Origin of the sequence: Maribacter sp. 2-571 (assembly GCF_050589625.1) — a bacterium.
GTDB lineage: Bacteria > Bacteroidota > Bacteroidia > Flavobacteriales > Flavobacteriaceae > Pelagihabitans.
Window position 1 is genome coordinate 82,179 of record NZ_JBNGOP010000009.1, and the last position, 18,733, is coordinate 100,911.

General features: G+C 45.4%; 15 protein-coding genes. 8 read left to right on the top strand and 7 right to left on the bottom strand.

Translation table 11 applies throughout. The annotated features are described in order from the left end of the window. Window positions 1-8 precede the first annotated feature (8 nt). From ACRD7P_RS08530 to ACRD7P_RS08540, 3 genes are all read right to left on the bottom strand, one after another. Complete coding sequence (locus ACRD7P_RS08530; protein ID WP_430907126.1) at window positions 9-938, bottom strand: SPFH domain-containing protein; 930 nt, start codon at window positions 936-938, stop codon at window positions 9-11. A gap of 156 nt (window positions 939-1,094) precedes the next feature. Then, window positions 1,095-2,600 carry a glutamate--tRNA ligase gene (gene gltX / locus ACRD7P_RS08535; protein ID WP_430907127.1) on the bottom strand — a complete coding sequence of 502 codons (1,506 nt, stop codon included), beginning with the start codon at window positions 2,598-2,600 and terminating at the stop codon, window positions 1,095-1,097. 262 nt (window positions 2,601-2,862) lie between these two features. Further along, window positions 2,863-3,939, bottom strand: coding sequence for an alkane 1-monooxygenase (locus ACRD7P_RS08540; protein WP_430907128.1), 1,077 nt, complete (start codon window positions 3,937-3,939; stop codon window positions 2,863-2,865). A 142-nt stretch (window positions 3,940-4,081) separates the two neighbouring features. Between ACRD7P_RS08540 and ACRD7P_RS08545 the strand changes: the two genes are divergently transcribed. The 5 genes from ACRD7P_RS08545 to ACRD7P_RS08565 all read left to right on the top strand — a co-directional run bounded on the left by ACRD7P_RS08545 (window position 4,082) and on the right by ACRD7P_RS08565 (window position 11,625). Beyond that, the gene (locus ACRD7P_RS08545) at window positions 4,082-7,513 is read left to right on the top strand and encodes a DUF4175 family protein (protein ID WP_430907129.1); all 3,432 of its coding nucleotides are present in this window, start codon (window positions 4,082-4,084) and stop codon (window positions 7,511-7,513) included. Further along, a complete protein-coding gene (gene ybeY, locus ACRD7P_RS08550; protein WP_430907130.1) occupies window positions 7,500-7,919 on the top strand; it encodes an rRNA maturation RNase YbeY in 420 nt (139 codons plus the stop codon). Before ACRD7P_RS08545 ends, ybeY begins: the two co-directional genes overlap by 14 nt. 37 nt (window positions 7,920-7,956) lie before the next feature. Then, on the top strand, window positions 7,957-9,825 hold the full coding sequence (mnmG, locus tag ACRD7P_RS08555; RefSeq protein ID WP_430907131.1) for a tRNA uridine-5-carboxymethylaminomethyl(34) synthesis enzyme MnmG: 1,869 nt from the start codon (window positions 7,957-7,959) through the stop codon (window positions 9,823-9,825). A 160-nt stretch (window positions 9,826-9,985) separates the two neighbouring features. Further along, window positions 9,986-10,819: a class I SAM-dependent methyltransferase gene (locus tag ACRD7P_RS08560; RefSeq protein ID WP_430907132.1), complete on the top strand. Its 834-nt coding sequence runs from the start codon at window positions 9,986-9,988 to the stop codon at window positions 10,817-10,819. Window positions 10,820-11,115: 296 nt separating this feature from the next. After that, a complete protein-coding gene (locus tag ACRD7P_RS08565; protein WP_430907133.1) occupies window positions 11,116-11,625 on the top strand; it encodes an OmpH family outer membrane protein in 510 nt (169 codons plus the stop codon). A gap of 80 nt (window positions 11,626-11,705) precedes the next feature. Here the strand turns inward: ACRD7P_RS08565 and ACRD7P_RS08570 are convergent, their stop codons facing one another. Then, complete coding sequence (locus ACRD7P_RS08570; RefSeq protein WP_430907134.1) at window positions 11,706-12,104, bottom strand: DoxX family membrane protein; 399 nt, start codon at window positions 12,102-12,104, stop codon at window positions 11,706-11,708. A gap of 69 nt (window positions 12,105-12,173) precedes the next feature. Next, a complete protein-coding gene (locus tag ACRD7P_RS08575) occupies window positions 12,174-13,337 on the bottom strand; it encodes an ATP-binding protein (RefSeq protein ID WP_430907135.1) in 1,164 nt (387 codons plus the stop codon). A gap of 187 nt (window positions 13,338-13,524) precedes the next feature. Between ACRD7P_RS08575 and ACRD7P_RS08580 the strand changes: the two genes are divergently transcribed. From ACRD7P_RS08580 to ACRD7P_RS08590, 3 genes are all read left to right on the top strand, one after another. Then, window positions 13,525-14,718, top strand: coding sequence for a phosphoglycerate kinase (locus tag ACRD7P_RS08580; protein WP_430907136.1), 1,194 nt, complete (start codon window positions 13,525-13,527; stop codon window positions 14,716-14,718). Between the two features lie 117 nt (window positions 14,719-14,835). Continuing rightward, the gene (locus ACRD7P_RS08585; protein ID WP_430907179.1) at window positions 14,836-16,527 is read left to right on the top strand and encodes a LysM peptidoglycan-binding domain-containing protein; all 1,692 of its coding nucleotides are present in this window, start codon (window positions 14,836-14,838) and stop codon (window positions 16,525-16,527) included. Between the two features lie 13 nt (window positions 16,528-16,540). Further along, a complete protein-coding gene (locus ACRD7P_RS08590) occupies window positions 16,541-17,536 on the top strand; it encodes a DUF4837 family protein (RefSeq protein WP_430907137.1) in 996 nt (331 codons plus the stop codon). A 52-nt stretch (window positions 17,537-17,588) separates the two neighbouring features. Here ACRD7P_RS08590 and ACRD7P_RS08595 read toward each other — a convergent pair whose 3' ends face one another. Both ACRD7P_RS08595 and ACRD7P_RS08600 read right to left on the bottom strand, forming a co-directional pair. Beyond that, on the bottom strand, window positions 17,589-17,759 hold the full coding sequence (locus tag ACRD7P_RS08595; RefSeq protein WP_430907138.1) for a DUF6747 family protein: 171 nt from the start codon (window positions 17,757-17,759) through the stop codon (window positions 17,589-17,591). Between the two features lie 523 nt (window positions 17,760-18,282). After that, a complete protein-coding gene (locus ACRD7P_RS08600) occupies window positions 18,283-18,453 on the bottom strand; it encodes a DUF6747 family protein (protein WP_430907139.1) in 171 nt (56 codons plus the stop codon). Window positions 18,454-18,733 lie beyond the last annotated feature (280 nt).

Sequence of the window (18,733 nt, forward strand, 5' to 3'; positions counted from 1 at the left end):
TTTTGGGCCTATTCGCCTTTTTTCGTATTGGTCTTCTTCATCGATTCCCCGATCATGTTACTGGCCGTAAAAGAGGCGACCATATTATTTAACATATCGGATCCCGCTTGCGGAGAATTGGGCAGCAAGATCAAGTTGGTATTGGTCTCCTCCCCTATGGATTGTAACGTATCGTAATGTTGCGTCACTACAATAAGTGCGGAAGCTTCCTGTGAGTTAATGCCCACTTTGTTCAATACCTCTACGGATTCTTCCAGGCCACGGGCGATTTCCCTTCGTTGATCGGCGATACCCTGTCCCTGCAAGCGCTTGCTCTCCGCTTCGGCCTTTGCTTTTTCTACGATAAGAATTCTAGCGGCATCCCCTTCGAACTGTGCGGCGATTTTTTCACGCTCCGAAGCGTTGATACGGTTCATGGCCTCTTTTACCTGGGAATCCGGATCGATATCCGTTACCAAAGTTTTAATGATGTCATATCCGTATTCCGACATATATTCCTGTAATTCTCTTTTTACAGCAATCGCGATATCGTCTTTTTTGACAAAAACATCGTCCAATTTCATTTTTGGGACTTCTGCACGTACTACATCAAAAACGAAAGAGGTAATCTGATCCTGCGGATACTCTAATTTATAAAAGGCATCGTACACTTTTTCCCTAATGACCAGGTATTGCACGGAAACCTTGAGTTTTACAAATACATCATCAAGGGTCTTGGTCTCGATAATAACGTCGAGCTGTTGAATTTTAAGACTGAGCCTTCCTGCGATACGGTCCACCAAAGGAATTTTCATCTGCAGGCCCGATTGGCGAATGCTGTGAAACTTACCAAAACGTTCGATTGCCACTGCGGTCTGTTGCTTTACGATAAAAAAAGAGGATAGCAGAATTACGATTCCGAAAAAAACGATAGGTATAAGAAATACATTAAATCCCATAGGTATATAATTTTGATTAGTAAATTGAAATTACGAAAACACTTTGTATATCTGTAGGAGTTCGGTGCAATTTGTTACAAGTACGTCATACGTTGTGCATTCTAACGTTGAAACGGCAGTATCATAAAAAGGTAGTAATTTGGCTTGGTGCAAGCCTTACAAGGTGGTGATGGCCCTATCGATACGGGCCAGGGTCTCGTCTTTTCCGATCATTGCCAAAATATCGAATACATGCGGTCCTTGCATAGCGCCAACGATCACCAGTCGTAAGGGGGCGAGTACCTGTCCGAAGGAAAGATCGTTATCTTTTATCCAAGCCTTAACGATGCCCTCTATCGTGTCGGACGAAAACGCATCGGTTTCCTTTAAAGGGCCAAGCAGTCGGTTCATGATATCGGGAGTGTCCGTTTTCCATTGTTTTTTTACCGCCTTTGCATCGAAGGTTTCGGGTCGTTTAAAAAAGAAATGCGACAAGTCCCAAAAGTCGGAAACAAAAGTAGCGCGCTCCTTCACCATGTCAACGATGGTCGCTACCCGATCGCTACCCAGCAGTTCCGCAGGCACTTCATGTTCATTAAGTATGGGAAGAAAGTCTTCCACCAGTGATTCGGTCGACCGTTGCTGTAGGTATTGGTGGTTATACCATTTGGTTTTATCAGGGTCAAAACGTGCGCCGGACCGGTTTACGCGGTCCAGATCAAAGGCTTCGATCAGGTCGTCCATACCGAACAACTCCTGTTCCGTACCGGGATTCCACCCCAACAAAGCCAAAAAGTTGACCACGGCCTCTGGAAAGTACCCTGCTTCCTTATAACCGGTAGTATCGTTCCAGGATAGCGGAAACACCGGAAAACCGCCTTTCTCACCATCCCTTTTGCTCAATTTTCCTTTCCCAACAGGTTTCATGATCAGGGGCAAGTGGGCAAACTGTGGGGCATCCCATCCAAAAGCATCGTACAGCAGTTGGTGCAGTGCAAGGGAGGGCAGCCATTCCTCCCCGCGAATCACATGGCTGATCTCCATCAGGTGATCGTCCACAATGTTGGCAAGGTGGTAGGTGGGCATGCCATCACTTTTAAAAAGTACTTTATCGTCGAGCGTGTTGCTGTCTATTTCAATGGTACCACGTATGATATCGGTCAATTGCAATGTCCGGTTTTCCGGACTTAAAAAACGCACCACATAGGGTTCACCGGAATTCAAACGCTCGTTCAAAGTGTTTGTATCCATGGAAAGGGAGTTGTCCAGTTTTGACCGATTGTGCCAGTTGTAGATAAAGGTTTTTCCTTTTTTTTCATGGTCCTTTCGGTGAAAATCAAGCTTTTCCGAGGTATCAAAGGCATAATAGGCGTTCCCGGAGGCCAATAGCTGCTCAATACATTCCCGGTATAGCGCTTTGCGTTCGCTTTGCCGGTACGGACCAAAGTTTCCCTCGGCCTTAGGGCTTTCATCAAAGGCAATACCACACCATTCCAAGGCGTTCATAATATAATCCTCCGCTCCGGGAACATAGCGGTTTTGGTCCGTATCCTCGATACGGAGAATGCACGTTCCTCCATGTTTTTTGGCGAATAAATAATTAAATAGGGCAGTGCGAACACCACCAATATGCAAGGGTCCCGTAGGACTTGGAGCAAAACGAACGCGAACAGTGGATGCCATAGGTAAATTTTATGGGCGCGAAGTTACGAAATGAGCCATAACAATTCTTGATACCAACCTAAATGATTATTGGCGAATTACATCTGACCATTAAAAGACAATAAATATAAACAAATGAAAAGAACCTTTTTTTGGCGCATTATCCCATAAATTGAACAGCTATTGTTTTTGAAAGGTCCAGTTGCAAGGCGATACTACGATATATTGTCCGTAGCCCTAAAAACTCAGGAACAAGGACAGGATAGGAAACAAACACTGGGCTTCACCCAAAGGATGGCGTATGCTCCTCGGAGGTTTGTTGTGGTTTCATGTCTTTGGGGATTCTTGGGTTCATAATTTTGAACCATAGCGGTGGCACCAAGGAAAGGACCATTGAGGTGGGGTAACCAAAGGGCATCTGCGGAGAAATATCGTAATAGTCCAAAATTTGATATTTTTTGGAGGACTTATAGTGGTGGTCGCTATGTCGGGTAAGTTCGTACAATACAATACGCCCCATTACATGATTGCTGTTCCAGGAATGTACTTCCCGAACGCGTTCGTACCTGCCCGAGGCCATTTTTTTGCGGATGAGCCCGTAATGCTCAATATAGTTCACCGATTCCAGCATAGTAAAGCCGACGATTCCGGTAAAAATAGCAAAGGTTAGGCCGATAGGTCCGAAAAACACGAAGGTAGCGGCAAGATATACCGACTGGAACAAGGTATACCATAGCATGTCATTGGTGATAGAGAAAAACGGCTTGTCGGCTCCTTTCAATAGTTTTTGCTGAAGTTTCCATGCACTTGTATATTGCCGTGCCACCGAGGTGAACCAAAAAGAATAAACCGATTGATTGTATTTTGCCGTGGCGGGATCCTCAGCGGTGGCCGCGTTGGCATGATGGCCAAAATTATGTTCAATGTAGAAGTGCATATAGTGCGAGGGAAGCAATAACATTTTTCCAAGATAACGTTCCCATGTTTGCTGTCGATGCCCCAATTCATGGGCCACGTTTATGCCATTGGTGCCGAGTACGATACCTACCGAAATGATGAGGCCGACCACTTCATAGAGTGCGTAAGAATGTGCGTTCACGTCCCATAGGGTGTATAGCAGCAATCCGAACACAACGGGTACGTTAAGGTAGAGCATCCAATCAAAAACCTTGCTTTTGGCCTTTTTTTCTCGAACTTCCCCTTCATGATTGCTGGTGTCGTGCGGAAGCAATACCTCCAAAACGGGAATCATGACAAAGGCATAGAATGGGGTGAAAAAGCTCCAGGGCCCTTTAAAGTAAATACTGATGACCGCGGAAAGCGGTAAGGTCATCGCGGCAATATATTTCAGGTCTTTCATGGGAAACATTGGTTACAGGTTGACAAAACGCACTATTGAAAAAAGGTTTGCTTACACTTGCGCGCCTTAGCAGGGCATTTTAACAATTTATTCGTTCTTAAATTGGTGATATCAAGTATCTTGGTAATAAATATAATTGAAATTGAACAGTTATCACAAAATACTCGACAAACTTGATCGATTCGTAAAAAAGTATTACACCAAAATGTTGATAAAGGGGATAACCCTTTTTGTCGCTTTTGGGCTGTTGTGCTTTTTTTTGGTTTTAGGGGTGGAGTATTTCTTATGGCTGGGTTCCACAGGCAGGTTGGGATTATTGCTGCTGCTGATAACAGTGGAGGTCTTTTTGGTCTACCGGTACATAGCGACGCCTTTGTTTTATCTGTTCAAGCTAAAAAAAGGAATCAGCAATAAGGAGGCCTCCCGGCTAATAGGCAGGCATTTTGGGGAAGTGGGCGACAAGCTCTACAATCTTTTGGATCTTTCCGAGGATGCAGCGCAATCGGAGCTGTTGTTGGCCAGTATCGAACAGCGTTCGCGGCAGTTGAGCGAGGTATCATTTTTGGGTGCAATAGCCTATAAGGACAATCTTAGGTATGTAAAGTATCTGTTGGTTCCCTTATTGTTGTTCGCTGCAATCGCATTTAGCGGTAATCTCGGCTCATTTTTTGGTTCGGCAAAGCGGGTAGTCAACTATGATTTGGCCTATGAACCCCCGGCCCCCTTTCGCTTTCAGGTATTGAACGACAGTTTGGAGGTGTTGGATACCGACACCTTTACGATCAGGATGGGTACTATTGGAACGATTAGGCCGGAAACGGTGTATATCGAAATTGATGGGAAACAGGCGTTATTGACGGAGAGAAACGGGAATTACCAATACCGCTTGCCAGAGCCGCTACAGAGTACCTCTTTTTCCTTCGTATCCAATGAAGTGAGATCTCCGGAATACCGGTTAAATGTGCTAAAGACCCCCGCTATGGAAGATTTTAGCATGCGGTTGGATTATCCGAGGTATACGGGACGGGCGAACAAGCGTTTACAGGGTACGGGAAACGCCACGGTACCCGAGGGTACGCGTATTAGCTGGGAAATTAGGGGAAGGGATATCGAAAGGGTAAAGTGGACCACTAGGGATACCGCTGTCAGTTTTCAGAAGGTAGCGGATGGCTATCGTTTGAACAAGCGGTTGTTCCGTACGGTCGGGTATGAAATTTCGACCGGGAACCAAAATGTTAACGACTATGAACGATTGGGCTATAGGATAAAAGTGGTCAAGGATGCGTTTCCTACGATAAAGGTGAACAAGGTGATAGATTCGTTAACACCCAATGTAGCGTATTTTTCAGGAGAGGCCACGGACGATTATGCTTTGAAGAAAACTGCTTTGGTCTATTTTCCCAGTACGGATACCGCAAGTAAAAAGCGCGTACCCTTGGAGTCACCAAAAGGGAATTACCAAAAGTTTTACTATACCTATCCTTCGGGTATGGACTTAAAGGAAGATACGGAGTATCGTTTTTATTTTGAAGTGACCGATAATGATGCCGTCCACGGTGGTAAAACTACCAAAAGTGAAGTCTTTACCATGGCATTGTTGAACCAAGACCAATTGATGGAAAAGGATTTACGGTCGCGGGAGACCTTGATCAATAGTTTTGACAAATCCATGGAGCGTTACCAAGAGCAAAAAAACGAGCTTGGGGACATCAATAAGTTACAAAAGGAAAAAAAGGAGTTGAATTTCAACGACAAGAGCCAGATAAAGCAATTTCTGAATAAGCAGAAAAATCAGGAACAAATGATGCAAAAGCTGAGCACTCAGCTGAAAGAAAACCTTAAGCGAACCGAAAGGGATGATAAGCTGAACAAGCTATTGCAAGAACGTTTAGAGCGTCAAGAGAAAAAAGCGCTTAAGAATGCAAAACTGATAGAAGAACTACAAAAGGTAGCGGATAAGATCAACCAAGAAGAGTTGAGCAAACGGTTGGAAGAACTGGGCAAGAAACAACGAACAGGGGAGCGAAGCTTGGAACAGTTGTTGGAACTGACAAAACGGTATTATGTAACCGAGAAAATGGCACAGTTGTCGAAGGCGCTTGAGAAAATGGCAACGGAGCAAGAGAACATGGCCAAAAAGGAAGGCCTGTCCAAAGAGGACCGTGAAAAACAGGAGGACTTACAAAAGGCGTTCAAGTCCTTGACAGAGGAACTTAAAGAGTTACAAAAAGACAATGATGCATTAAAAAAACCATTGGAACTGAAAGTAGATGAGAAAAAGAAAACGGGGGTAGAACGGAACCAAAAGGAGGCAGTGGACATGATGAAGGCCGGTGAAGAGCAGACGGATGATAAACAGAAACCAAAAGCCATTTCGGGAAAGCAACAGTCCGCTGCGGAGAAAATGAAGGAAATGGCCAAAGAACTACAGCAGTCGGCTTCCGGTAGCGCAGGCGGGAGCAGCGTTGCAGAGGATGCTGAAATGCTACGGCAGATTTTGGATAATTTGGTCATTTTTTCGTTCAAACAAGAAGGCCTTTTCGAAACCTTGGAAAGTATTGATCAGGACGGACCGCAGTACAGCGGAGTCGTGCGTAAACAAAAGGAACTACGGGTGTTGTTCGAGCACGTGGACGATAGTTTATTCAGCCTGTCCCTACGACAACCGGAGTTATCTGAATATGTGGACGAACAGGTTACAGAGGTGTATTACAATATGGATAAGGCCTTGGACAATCTAGCCGAAAGTCAGGTATATCAAAGCGTTTCCTACCAAAAATATGTGTTGAATGCCTCTAATGGGCTCGCTGATTTTCTGGCGAAACTTCTGGACAATATGAACCAAAGCATGAAAATGGGACAAGGGCAGGGGGAGAGCAGTGAGGGGTTTCAGTTGCCGGACATTATAAAGGAGCAGGGTGCCATGAAGAAGAAGATGGAAGGCATGGGCAAGGATGGCAAGCAACGAGAGGGAGAAAAGGAAGACGGCCAGAAGGGTGAAGGGCAAGGAAAGGGCGAAGACGGAAAGCAAGGGCAGCAAAAAGGAGGTAAAGAGGGCAATGGTGGTGAAGATGGGGATAAAAAGGGAGATAAGAAGGGTAAAGGACCCAGTGGAAACGGAAGTGGCAATGGCAATCAGTTGGGGGAGAAAGAACTGGAGGAATTGTACGAGATATATAAGCAACAGCAGGAAATTAGGGCCGCGTTGGAAAAACAACTACAGGACATGATCAACGCATCCGATCGAAAGCTTGGGGAAAAGCTGTTGCGGCAAATGCAGGATTTTGAGGATGATTTGTTGGAGAATGGAATTACTACCAGAAGCATGCAAAAGGTAAACAACATACAGTATGAATTATTGAAACTGGAGAATGCGGCGATGAAACAAGGTAAAAAGAAGGAACGGGAAAGCACGGTTAATGACAAAAAGTACCGGAACCCGATCACCACGAAGCCGAAGTTGTTGGAGGAATTTAAAAATGAGATTGAATTACTTAATCGACAAGCCTTACCTTTGCGCCCCGATTATAAAGAGAAGGTGAAGGAATATTTTCGAGCGAATGATCAATTATAATTACGAAGGCTCTTTTAGTCTGACTGATGAACCCTATTATTCCGATTGGATAACTAGGGTTATTAGGTTAAATGACTTGTTGGTGTTGGAGTTATCGTATGTTTTCTGTGACGATGTTTATCTTCTCGATTTGAACAAAAGGTTTCTGAATCACGATACGTTAACCGACATCATTACGTTCGATTATAGTGACGGCAATAAGGTTGCGGGGGACATCTTCATTTCGGTGGAGCGCGTAGCGGAAAATTCGGAAAAGTATGGAACCGATTTCGATGCGGAATTAAGGCGCGTTATGGTTCACGGAGTGTTGCACCTGATGGGATATGGGGATAAAGATGAAGAAGAGAAGAAAGTTATGCGCCAGATGGAGGATAGCATGATGAAAATGTTCCACGTGGAACATTGATGGTCGCTAAGGGTATAAATATAATAGCGTTGACGATATGTTTGCGAACGATTATGATGTAGTGGTGGTCGGAGGGGGCCACGCAGGTGCGGAAGCCGCTGCCGCTGCCGCTAATATGGGCAGTAGCACTTTGTTGGTTACAATGAACCTGCAGACGATTGGACAAATGTCCTGTAATCCTGCTATGGGCGGGATAGCCAAGGGGCAGATCGTTAGAGAAATCGATGCACTAGGTGGTTATAGCGGCATTGTTACGGATAAGAGCGCTATCCAGTTTAAAATGCTCAATAAAAGTAAAGGTCCTGCGATGTGGAGTCCCAGAGCGCAGAATGATCGTATGCGGTTTGCAGAGGAGTGGCGTCTGATGTTGGAGCGAACGCCCAATTGTGATTTCTATCAAGAAATGGTTTCGGGCCTGTTGATAGAAGCGGATAGGGTGGTGGGCGTAAAAACGTCATTAGGTTTGGAGATAAGGGCCAAAAGTGTAGTGTTGACCAATGGAACATTTTTAAATGGATTAATTCATATTGGAGAACGACAATTGGGTGGTGGTAGGGCTGGCGAAAAGGCAGCTACTGGAATTACTGAGCAATTGGTCGCGTTGGGCTTTGAGAGCGGAAGAATGAAGACCGGCACACCCCCTAGGGTGGATGGTCGATCTTTGGACTATTCAGTGATGATACCACAACCGGGCGATGAACGGCCGGAGCGCTTTTCTTATGAAAACACTCCAAAGTTATCAAAACAACGGGAGTGTCACATGACCCATACGAGTTTTTTAGTGCACGATTTATTACGAGAGGGTTTTGACCGTTCTCCTATGTTCAATGGAAGCATCAAAAGTATCGGTCCTAGATACTGCCCGTCGATAGAGGATAAAATAAATAGGTTCGCCGACAAGGATAGTCATCAGTTGTTTGTGGAACCTGAAGGTTGGGATACCGTTGAGGTCTATGTAAACGGTTTTTCTACTTCCTTGCCAGAGGATGTTCAGTTTAAGGCGTTACGTTCGGTCAAGGGTTTTGAAAACGTAAAGTTTTTTAGACCGGGGTATGCCATAGAGTATGATTATTTTCCACCGACACAGCTAAAGCATACCTTGGAAACAAAGCTGGTTCAAAATCTATTTTTTGCTGGGCAGATAAATGGCACCACGGGGTATGAAGAGGCCGCATCGCAAGGTTTGATGGCAGGTATTAACGCGCACCAAAAAGTTAAAGAAAAAGAGGCGTTCATTTTAAACAGGGATGAAGCGTATATTGGAGTATTGATCGATGATTTGATAACGAAAGGCACCGAGGAACCTTATCGTATGTTTACGTCACGTGCGGAGTACCGTACCTTGTTGCGTCAAGATAACGCTGATTTGAGGTTGACCCCCAAGGGTCATGCGTTAGGACTTGCTAGTCTAGCGCGTTTGCGACGGATGGAACAAAAGGATAAAGAATCATCAGCGTTTGTGTCTTTCTTTAAAAAGACCAGTGTGCTGCCCGAGGAAATCAACCCGATTCTGGAGGAGTTGGATTCATCGCCGGTACGGCAATCCGATAAAATGTACAAGGTGTTTTCTAGGCCAAAAGTGACCATGGAACATATGATGGTACTGGATAAAGTAGCCGCATATGTTGACGAGCACGAGGTAGATGATGAGGTGTTGGAACAGACGGAGATTCAAGTGAAATATTCCGGTTATATCGCGAAGGAAAAACTGAATGCCGATAAGTTACAGCGACTGGAAAACGTGAAGATACCGGAGGATTTCGATTATAGCCAGTTAAAGTCCTTGTCATACGAGGCACGTGAAAAGCTTGGCGCTATCAAGCCGGTGACCATTGCACAAGCGGCTAGGGTAAGTGGTGTGAACCCGTCGGACATCAGTGTTTTGCTCGTTTTTCTAGGGCGATAGCAGATAGGGTTCCACGTGGAACCTTGTTTAGAACAGCACTGTTTTGTACCCAGCTTTGCTAAAGAATGCACCATCATAAGAACATGCACCGGCGGAAATAGTTATCCCAAGAACAAGTAGCTAACGTAAACAATACGCCACAACTAAGGCCAACAGTCCCATGAAGGAGTTTTTAAGAACTAAGGATCATTCCGTAACGGGTGAGGCGTTCACCTTAATGTTGGATGAGGACATGGAAATGCTGCGCACCGAACCGATACCGCCAAACGTAGATCGATATTATGAGAGCGACACCTACATTTCGCATACCGATGCGCGGGCTTCTATGGTAGAAAAGCTATACCAAATCGTAAAAAGGCGAAACCTTCAAGGAAAGGTGAAGCTAATAACGCGGAATAATAAAACGGGAAAACGGCTGTTGGATTTTGGTGCGGGAACCGGAGATTTTTTAGTAACCGCCAAGGAGAAGGGTTGGGAGATCGAAGGGGTGGAACCAAGTCCAATAGCGCAAGAGAACGCACGGAAAAAAGGCCTTCGATTGTGTGGCTCTGTAAAAGAGCTTCAAAACAAAAAATTTGACGTAATCACCCTTTGGCACGTTTTAGAGCATGTTCCAAATTTAGAGGAACAGATCGGGGAGTTGGAGGGGCTGCTCGCCAATGACGGAACGCTTATTGTAGCCGTTCCGAACTTTAGGTCGTACGACGCAAAACGATATGGAACCTTTTGGGCGGCCTATGATGTGCCGCGGCACGTATGGCATTTTTCCAGAAATGCCATACCCAAACTTTTTCAAAAGGTAAATCTTGAAGTCGTCGCGACCCGTCCCATGTTTTTTGATTCCTTCTACGTTTCCCTATTGTCGGAAAAATATAAGACTGGACAAAATAGATACTTAAGTGCTTTTTGGAACGGATTAAAATCGAACCTAAAGGCATCCCGCACCAAGGAATATTCTTCCGTCATTTACATACTGCGTCGCAAAGAGGCATAAACGACAACTGCATCCCGATAAAATGGATTTTAAGGCTTTTTAGGGCACTTTGGCGATAAGCCCAAACCGGTGGGTCAAATAGAAATTTTGATCGGTAAAAGCGATTTAAAACAGGCTATTTTCAATAGACTTCGACAATGTTTAAAAAATAATCAATAGGTTTTGATTATAATAGAGGTGGCTGCCAATTGCAAACGGGATAAAGGTAATGGGTTAAATTTTACCATAGTTCGTGATGCATTAGAAAAGCTTTGCTACTTTTGCCGAGTTCAAAAAAACACCATAAACAAAATATCATGAAAAAATTGTTAGTGACGCTCACGGTCATCGGAGTAATGTCATGCCAACAGCCGGCAAAAATGGCCTATGTCGACAATGTGAAATTGTTGGACGAGTATCAAGAGAAAATGGACATTGAGGCAAAGTTCAATGCCAAGGTAGACGCCATGACCAAAAAGAAGGATAGTATTTCCCAAGCTTTTCAATTGGAGGCCCAAGCCTTTCAAGCAAAAGCCCAGGGAATGTCACAGAAAAAAGCCCAAGAGGAATATGGTATCATACAGCAGAAGGGGCAGTTTATTGGACAACAATTGCAACAGGAAGAACAGCAGATCCAGCAAGAAGGCCGTACCGAAATGGATTCTCTGGTGAGCAAGGTCAAAAAGGAGATCAAAACCTTTGGTAAAGCCCAAGGATACAACTACATTCTAGGCGGTGGCGAAGGCGGTGCGGTATTGTACGGATCCGAAACCGACGATATAACCGACGAAATCCTAAAAATCCTTAACGACAAGTACAAAAAGTAAGCAATACCATTTTAACTTTAAAACGGTATAAGGCAACACTTTTTCAAAAACCCAATACCCTACCAGGGTGTTGGGTTTTTTTATTGCTGCAGCAAGTACACGAGCAACACCGCAGGAACCAGATAGATGACTATGGTCTGCGCCCCAACATACTCCTTGGCCATACGCTGTCCAAAAAAGAGCATTAAAAGGGAGATGCACGACAGTACCGCCCCGTAGAAAGGAATGTCCGAATCGATGCCTATGGAAATCGTATAAAGTCCTATAGCGCAAAGGATGCCCGAGGCAATTTCCGCAACCAAAACGGTACCCAACAGCAACGGAACCATATTGCCCAGAGGGCTTTTTGCAAAATGACCCGTTAACCAGGTCAGATTTCCCTTCCAGTCGACCACTTTGTCGATACCACTTTGTAGAAAAGTGATGGCAAGAAATACTAACAATAAGAGCTGTGCAGCGTTCGCGGTCAAGTGTTCCATAGTGTAATCCCTATTTTATGAATAGTATGTGAGTTGTTCCGATCGTTTCTCACCCAAAACATGCGGCGCTTAGCGTGGCGACGTTTCCGCTTTTCGATGCAGTAAACGGGTCAGCTTTATGGAAAGATCGGTAAAAATAATTTTTGGATTTCCATTGCGTTCCACATGGTAAATGGCATCTTCCAGTTCCTTGGTAATCTCCTGAACATTGTTCCCATGTACAAAAGGAGCGAATTTTTTGAGCTGAAAACCGTCGACATGTATTTTCATAAAGGCCAGTTGTTCCGTATCGTAATTGATCAGCAAGGCCTGCCTGATCACCGTTAAACAGTAATGGAGGAACTTTTTTTGTGTTTCGCGACCGACCGCGGCCACTTCCTCGCTCCAAAGAATGAGCTCTTTTACCGCCGATTTGTTCCCTTTTGCCTTAAAAGCGCTTCGAACCCATTGTACGAACCATTTTTCGAATATCAGATCTTCCGAATCCTGGTTCATCAGGTCCAAGGCCTTGTTGAAATTTCCGTTGGCCTCATGGGCAATGCGCAACGCCTCGTCCCTGGGAAGCCCTTTAGCAACAAGTCCATCCGCAATATTGGCTTCCGCCAATGGCGGAAAACGAAGTATTTGGCAGCGCGAACGAATGGTTTGCAACAGCTGCTCCTCATCCTCCGCCAACAATAAAAAAATCGTTTGGTTGGGGGGCTCTTCGATCAATTTTAGCAGTTTGTTCGCCGCGGCGTTGTTCATACGGTCGGCCATCCAAATGAGCATTACCTTATAACCGCCCTCGTACGATTTTAGCGATAGCTTTTTAACGATATCCAAGGCCTCGTCCACCCCTATTTGACCTTGTTTTTTTTCGATACCGATATGCCGGTACCAATCAAAAAGATTTCCATAGGGCTGTTCCGAACAAAATTGCCGCCATTCCTTCATATAATGGTCGCTAACGGCATGGCTCTTTACCTTATCGCTATTGGCCACCGGAAAGGCGAAATGCATATCGGGATGGGAAAGCGAACCGAATTTTAGGTTACAGGCCTCGTTTCCATGATCGTTTTCACCGTTTTGGTTGGAGCAGATAATGTATTGCGCATAGGCAATAGCGGTATTCAATAGTCCGCAACCTTCTCCCCCTACAAACAATTGGGCGTGCGGAATCCTTCCGGAATCGGCACTTTTGGTCAAGTGCTTTTTAATATGTGACAACCCTAAAACATCCTGAAACAGCATGTCCCAAAGATAGTTTTTTTGGGAGAACCGTAAATAAAGGATACGCTTCTCGGAAAAAATTTGAGGGCAATGGTCAACTCCCTTGCCGACCGTTCGGTTTTTCCAAAATGGTACAAGAATTACCGGGGCAGCTTTCGCCCATTCCGAGAAATAAGTACATTTGCGATTCCTTTAAAACACAACGAACATGAAAACCTTGGCCGACATTAATTTTGAAAATAAAAAAGCACTCATTCGGGTAGACTTTAACGTGCCGCTCGATGCGGAATTTAACGTTACCGATGCCAACCGGATCGAGGCAGCAAAACCGACGATCATAAAGGTGTTGGAAGATGGTGGAAGTGCAATTCTAATGTCCCATTTGGGAAGACCGAAAGGAGCAAAAAAGCCGGAACTTTCGTTGCGCCATATCTGTACCAAGGTCTCCGAGGTATTGGGTGTACAGGTACGGTTCGTAGACGACAGCGTCGGCAGTGCCGCCCAAAAGGCGGCCGCGGAACTACAGTCGGGCGAAGTGTTGTTGTTGGAAAACCTAAGGTACCATAGCGAAGAAGAGCAGGGCGATACCGATTTTGCCCAGCAACTGTCGGCCTTGGGCGATGTATATGTTAACGACGCCTTTGGAACGGCACACCGTGCGCACGCGTCCACAACAGTGGTCGCACAATTTTTTCCGGAGAACAAATGTTTTGGGCATTTGTTGGCAAAGGAGATCGAGGCCATCGATAAGGTCATGCGTACCGGGGAAAAACCTGTTCTTGCCATTTTAGGAGGAGCCAAGGTCTCTTCAAAAATTACCATCATAGAAAATATTTTGGACAAGGTCGATCATTTGATCATCGGCGGTGGAATGACCTATACGTTCGTGAAGGCCCAGGGCGGTTCCGTTGGCGAATCGATCTGTGAGGATGACAAAATGGAATTGGCACTTTCCATTTTGGAACAGGCCAAAGCAAAAAATGTACAGGTACATTTACCGGTAGACGTACTGGCCGCAAACGACTTTAACAATGAAGCCGATACCCAGATCGTTCCGGTCAGTCAGATACCCGAAGGTTGGCAAGGGCTGGATGCCGGTTCGAATTCCCTGGCCAATTTTAAAACGGTAATCACACAATCGAAAACCATTTTATGGAACGGACCGATCGGGGTCTTTGAAATGGAAAACTTTGCAAAGGGTACCATTGCTATCGGAAATTTCGTGGACGAAGCCACTCAGAACGGTGCCTTCTCCCTCGTGGGCGGTGGCGATTCGGTAGCGGCCGTAAAACAGTTCGGGTTCGAGAACAAAGTAAGTTATGTTTCCACCGGAGGAGGCGCTATGTTAGAGAGTTTGGAAGGGAAAACCTTGCCGGGGATCGCCGCAATATTGGACGCCTAAGGACGTTATCCGTTTAAAAGGCAAGGGGATTTGCACACCGCTTTGGTGGTGCCGAATTTTATACTCTCAAAAAAAAGTCGGATTTTCGTTGACCCTCCCGTAATTTTTGATAGTATGATGAAGACACAAAAAAGTAACGTATTCCTTGTGGCGGCACTACTCCTGTTCGGTCTAATGAGCCGGGCACAGGTACAGGATTCTACGGTGGTCGTTGGAAAGGAGAACGCTAAACGGGATACGGTATCAGTTGCTACACCTGTAGATTCCCTGGCCATCGGCATCGCCGAGAATGTCGAACAAATGGAGCGGATGGACGAAACTTCGGATCAAGACCTCCCCTTTCCCATTCCGGACGATAAGGGGCAATATCAATTAAAGGACCACCCCCAAGCAGCCATTTACGATAGTCTTTGGATGAAAGAGCTCTACGATACGAACATGCTCTTTGAGGAAATGTATGCCGAGGTACTCCAATTGGGGAACGGTCAAATGATCGATGGAAACCCCGTTGCCGTAGCGGAAACCTATGTATACGACCTGCCTACCGATTCCCTTAAGGCGCGATTGGAACGGCTCAACCAAAAAACCCCGTTCAATGTGGTGTACAACCGGTCTTTGGAGAGCCTCATAAAATCGTTTCTGACACGCAAAAGAGGCTTAATGGAGCGGATGTTGACGGTGAGCCAGTTTTATTTTCCCATGTTCGAGGAAGAATTGGATCGCCACGATATCCCGGTTGAAATGAAATATTTGTCCATAGTAGAGTCCGCATTAAACCCAAAAGCGCGATCACGTGTCGGAGCGACCGGGCTCTGGCAATTTATGTACAGCACCGGAAAACAGTATAAACTAGATGTAAACAGCTATGTGGACGAGCGTAGTGACCCCATAAAGGCCACCAAGGCAGCTAGCCGTTATCTATCCCGCCTCTACGAAATTTTCGGGGATTGGGATCTGGCCCTGGCAGCATACAATTCCGGTCCGGGGAACGTGAACAAGGCCATCCGAAGATCGGGCGGCCAACGGAACTACTGGAACATTCGAAGAAACCTCCCGCGGGAGACCGCTGGTTATGTTCCCGCTTTTTTGGCTACCATGTACGTATTGGAATATGCCGAGGAGCATGGCCTGAAGGGCAGAAAGGCCGAGCGGGCCTATTTTGAGACCGATACCGTTCATGTAAAAAGCCTGATCACCTTTGATCAAATTTCTAAAATGGTAGGGGTGAGCGTAGCGGAGCTTCAGGTGCTTAACCCGTCCTACAAACTAAATGTTATTCCATTTGTAGCAGGTAAGGATTATGCACTTCGGCTGCCCAAAAAAGCTATGGGAAAATTTGTTGCCAACGAGGTTCAGATCTATGCCCAGGTTAAAAAGGAACTCGATAGTAAGGAAAGCCCCTTGCCCGCGCTGGTAAAACAGGCGGAAAAAGAGCGGGTACGGTATCGGGTGCGAAGTGGTGACTATTTGGGCAAGATTGCGGAACGCTACGGTGTGCGGGTAAGCCAATTGAAACAATGGAACGGTTTACGGAGCAATAACCTAAGGGTAGGGCAACGGTTGACCATTTATCCACGAAACCGTGGTGGACGTACAAAAACCGTACAAAAGACCAGTACCGCCGCAGTTACAAAAACGACATTTCCCCCAGGAACCAAAGTGCATATCGTTCAAAGTGGCGACTCCCTTTGGACCATCTCCAGAAAATATCCTGGGATTTCCGTCGAAAACTTACGAGAATGGAACGGTATTAGTGGTAGTAACCTTAAACCAGGTACCAAGTTGAAGTTGTGCGCCTGTCCATCGTAAATGTATTTCGCTTATGAAAACGACCAAGTTATTCCTTTTTCTTTTCTGCATTGTCCTTCTAGGATGTCAAGAAGGAGACCAAAAACGGTACCTTCCCTCTAGTATCGGCCCTATCAACTCCTTGGCGGTAGTCATGGACGATGACCTTTGGAAAGGGGCCGTCGGCGATAAGGTCAGGGAACATTTTGCGGCACCCGTTTTGGCCCTTACCCTAAACGAACCAAAATTCAGCATCAATCATTTTCCGCCGAAAACCTTTACCGGTACCACGCGAAGTTCCCGATCCATTTTATACGTCATGAAAGATTCCTTGGACCTGGCGCATATCAAGACCGACCTGTATGCCTCCCCACAACGAATAGGGGTCGTGAAGGGAAGGACGGTGCAGGAACTTATAGCCAATATCGATGCCAAGGCGGGAGCAATGATCGAGGCCTTTAAGGGGGTGGAGATCAAGGAAAACCAAAAACGGTTTTTAAAGTCGCTGAACAAGGAAGGGGTACTGGAAAAGAATTTTAAGGTATCGATCGATATCCCATCGGTGTACACCGTAGGAAGGCAGGAAGACAACTTCGTTTGGTTCGATCGACAGATCTTAAAGGGTACCGCCAACATTGTTGCCTACACCGTTCCCGGTGACAGGTTTAAAAACGATACCACTTTGGTGCGCGATATCGTATCGATGCGGGATACCATCGGCAAAAAATTTATTCCCGGTCCCGACAATCCGGGAAAGGTTACTTATATGCGTACCGAGCCCGCTTTTGCGCCGCATGTGTTCCATACCGAGATCGGAGGAAGAAAGGCGATCGAAGTAAGGGGCCTGTGGGACGTTAAGAACTATCCCATGGCCGGGCCTTTTCTGACCTATATTATCGACGACCCCGAGAAAAACAGGAAAATGGTCATCGAAGGCTTTGTATTTGCTCCAGCGGCCGAAAAACGTGACGACATGTTCGAACTGGAGGCCATTCTTAAGACCATAAGGTTCCAGGGAGCACCTAAATAAAAAAAGCACCGGACGCCATTGAAGGTCCAGTGCTTTTTTTGTTGCGGGTGACTTAAACAAATAAGAAGCCCGTAGAGAGCCTGAATACGAATGCGTATACGGTAATGGCCCAAAGGAAGATACAAAACCAGGAGAAGGCCTTGAAATACCGATTTAGCATCAAATAGGTCCAATCCCTGAAAGCTTCCACATAAATTTCTCTTACAAGTAATAGTTTTTTCATATAGGGTTCTTTTTAGTTTGTGGTACAAATATGGTCAGCTGCTTAAAAAAAATGGAATTATTTAGATGAAATGGCCCCTATCCACGATAGGGATGTCCCATATTGTAACGGATCGATGAACGGCACATATATCGGCATCAAAAGCTGTATTCCATTACTTACAAGGCCGTATGGCGTTAAAGCCGTTTTAACATTAATTAGTAGGAGGTGCAGTTTTCCATAGGAAACGGACACGTGCCATGGGGCAATGAAAAAGGGCTGCAACCGGGAGGGTGTTCCGGTAACGGGGAGAAAGGGCTAATACCATTTCTACTTTAAAATTACCCATTAAAAATTGCCCATCTCCGCTTATACTTCAAAATAAAAAACAACCGTAGCTACTGCTATGCTTGATTTTTCCTTTTCGTCTAAGCAAAAAAATGACTGCGTTTTATTTGGGTGATTTTAAAGCAAAAATGGTATAAAACCAAAAAAGCACCCTTACAAAGGGTGCCTTTTTCGGTTAGGTTGGTTTTGGTCGTTCTTATTCGAAAGCATAGCCGGTCGCCACTCTGAACACAAACGCGTAGAGCATTATGGCAAAGCTGGCGAAGCAAAACCAGGAGAATACCTTGAAATAGGATTTTACAAGGACACTGCCCAGATTTCTAAAAGCTTCCAGATAAATTTCTTTGATCAGTAGGGTGGTTTTCATGATTTAGGTATTTTGGTTCGATTTGGGTTTAATTGTATATATAACTGTTAATCTGATCTTTGCGTATTTTCAACGAGTTTCTTTGTTGTGAACGATTAAAAATTTGTGGTGAAATGGATATCAGGGTACGTTTGGTGCATTGGAATCGGTTTTTTATTGGTCACGGAGGTTGGTTGAAAAGGGGACCGCTGCGCTAAAGGATGTAAGACCGCTTCGCTGAAGGAGGAAAGAGATTGGATGAGGATAATCGGGCAAAGGAACGCTGTTATCAGTTTTTATC

Excerpts from the sequence above, each read along its gene's own strand:
- ACRD7P_RS08530 (WP_430907126.1), bottom strand. The coding sequence starts at position 938 with ATGGGATTTAATGTATTTCTTATACCTATCGTTTTTTTCGGAATCGTA.
- gltX (WP_430907127.1), bottom strand. The coding sequence starts at position 2,600 with ATGGCATCCACTGTTCGCGTTCGTTTTGCTCCAAGTCCTACGGGACCC.
- ACRD7P_RS08540 (WP_430907128.1), bottom strand. The coding sequence starts at position 3,939 with ATGAAAGACCTGAAATATATTGCCGCGATGACCTTACCGCTTTCCGCG.
- ybeY (WP_430907130.1), top strand. The coding sequence starts at position 7,500 with ATGATCAATTATAATTACGAAGGCTCTTTTAGTCTGACTGATGAACCC.
- mnmG (WP_430907131.1), top strand. The coding sequence starts at position 7,957 with ATGTTTGCGAACGATTATGATGTAGTGGTGGTCGGAGGGGGCCACGCA.
- ACRD7P_RS08560 (WP_430907132.1), top strand. The coding sequence starts at position 9,986 with ATGAAGGAGTTTTTAAGAACTAAGGATCATTCCGTAACGGGTGAGGCG.
- ACRD7P_RS08565 (WP_430907133.1), top strand. The coding sequence starts at position 11,116 with ATGAAAAAATTGTTAGTGACGCTCACGGTCATCGGAGTAATGTCATGC.
- ACRD7P_RS08570 (WP_430907134.1), bottom strand. The coding sequence starts at position 12,104 with ATGGAACACTTGACCGCGAACGCTGCACAGCTCTTATTGTTAGTATTT.
- ACRD7P_RS08575 (WP_430907135.1), bottom strand. The coding sequence starts at position 13,337 with ATGCTGTTTCAGGATGTTTTAGGGTTGTCACATATTAAAAAGCACTTG.
- ACRD7P_RS08580 (WP_430907136.1), top strand. The coding sequence starts at position 13,525 with ATGAAAACCTTGGCCGACATTAATTTTGAAAATAAAAAAGCACTCATT.
- ACRD7P_RS08585 (WP_430907179.1), top strand. The coding sequence starts at position 14,836 with ATGAAGACACAAAAAAGTAACGTATTCCTTGTGGCGGCACTACTCCTG.
- ACRD7P_RS08590 (WP_430907137.1), top strand. The coding sequence starts at position 16,541 with ATGAAAACGACCAAGTTATTCCTTTTTCTTTTCTGCATTGTCCTTCTA.
- ACRD7P_RS08595 (WP_430907138.1), bottom strand. The coding sequence starts at position 17,759 with ATGAAAAAACTATTACTTGTAAGAGAAATTTATGTGGAAGCTTTCAGG.
- ACRD7P_RS08600 (WP_430907139.1), bottom strand. The coding sequence starts at position 18,453 with ATGAAAACCACCCTACTGATCAAAGAAATTTATCTGGAAGCTTTTAGA.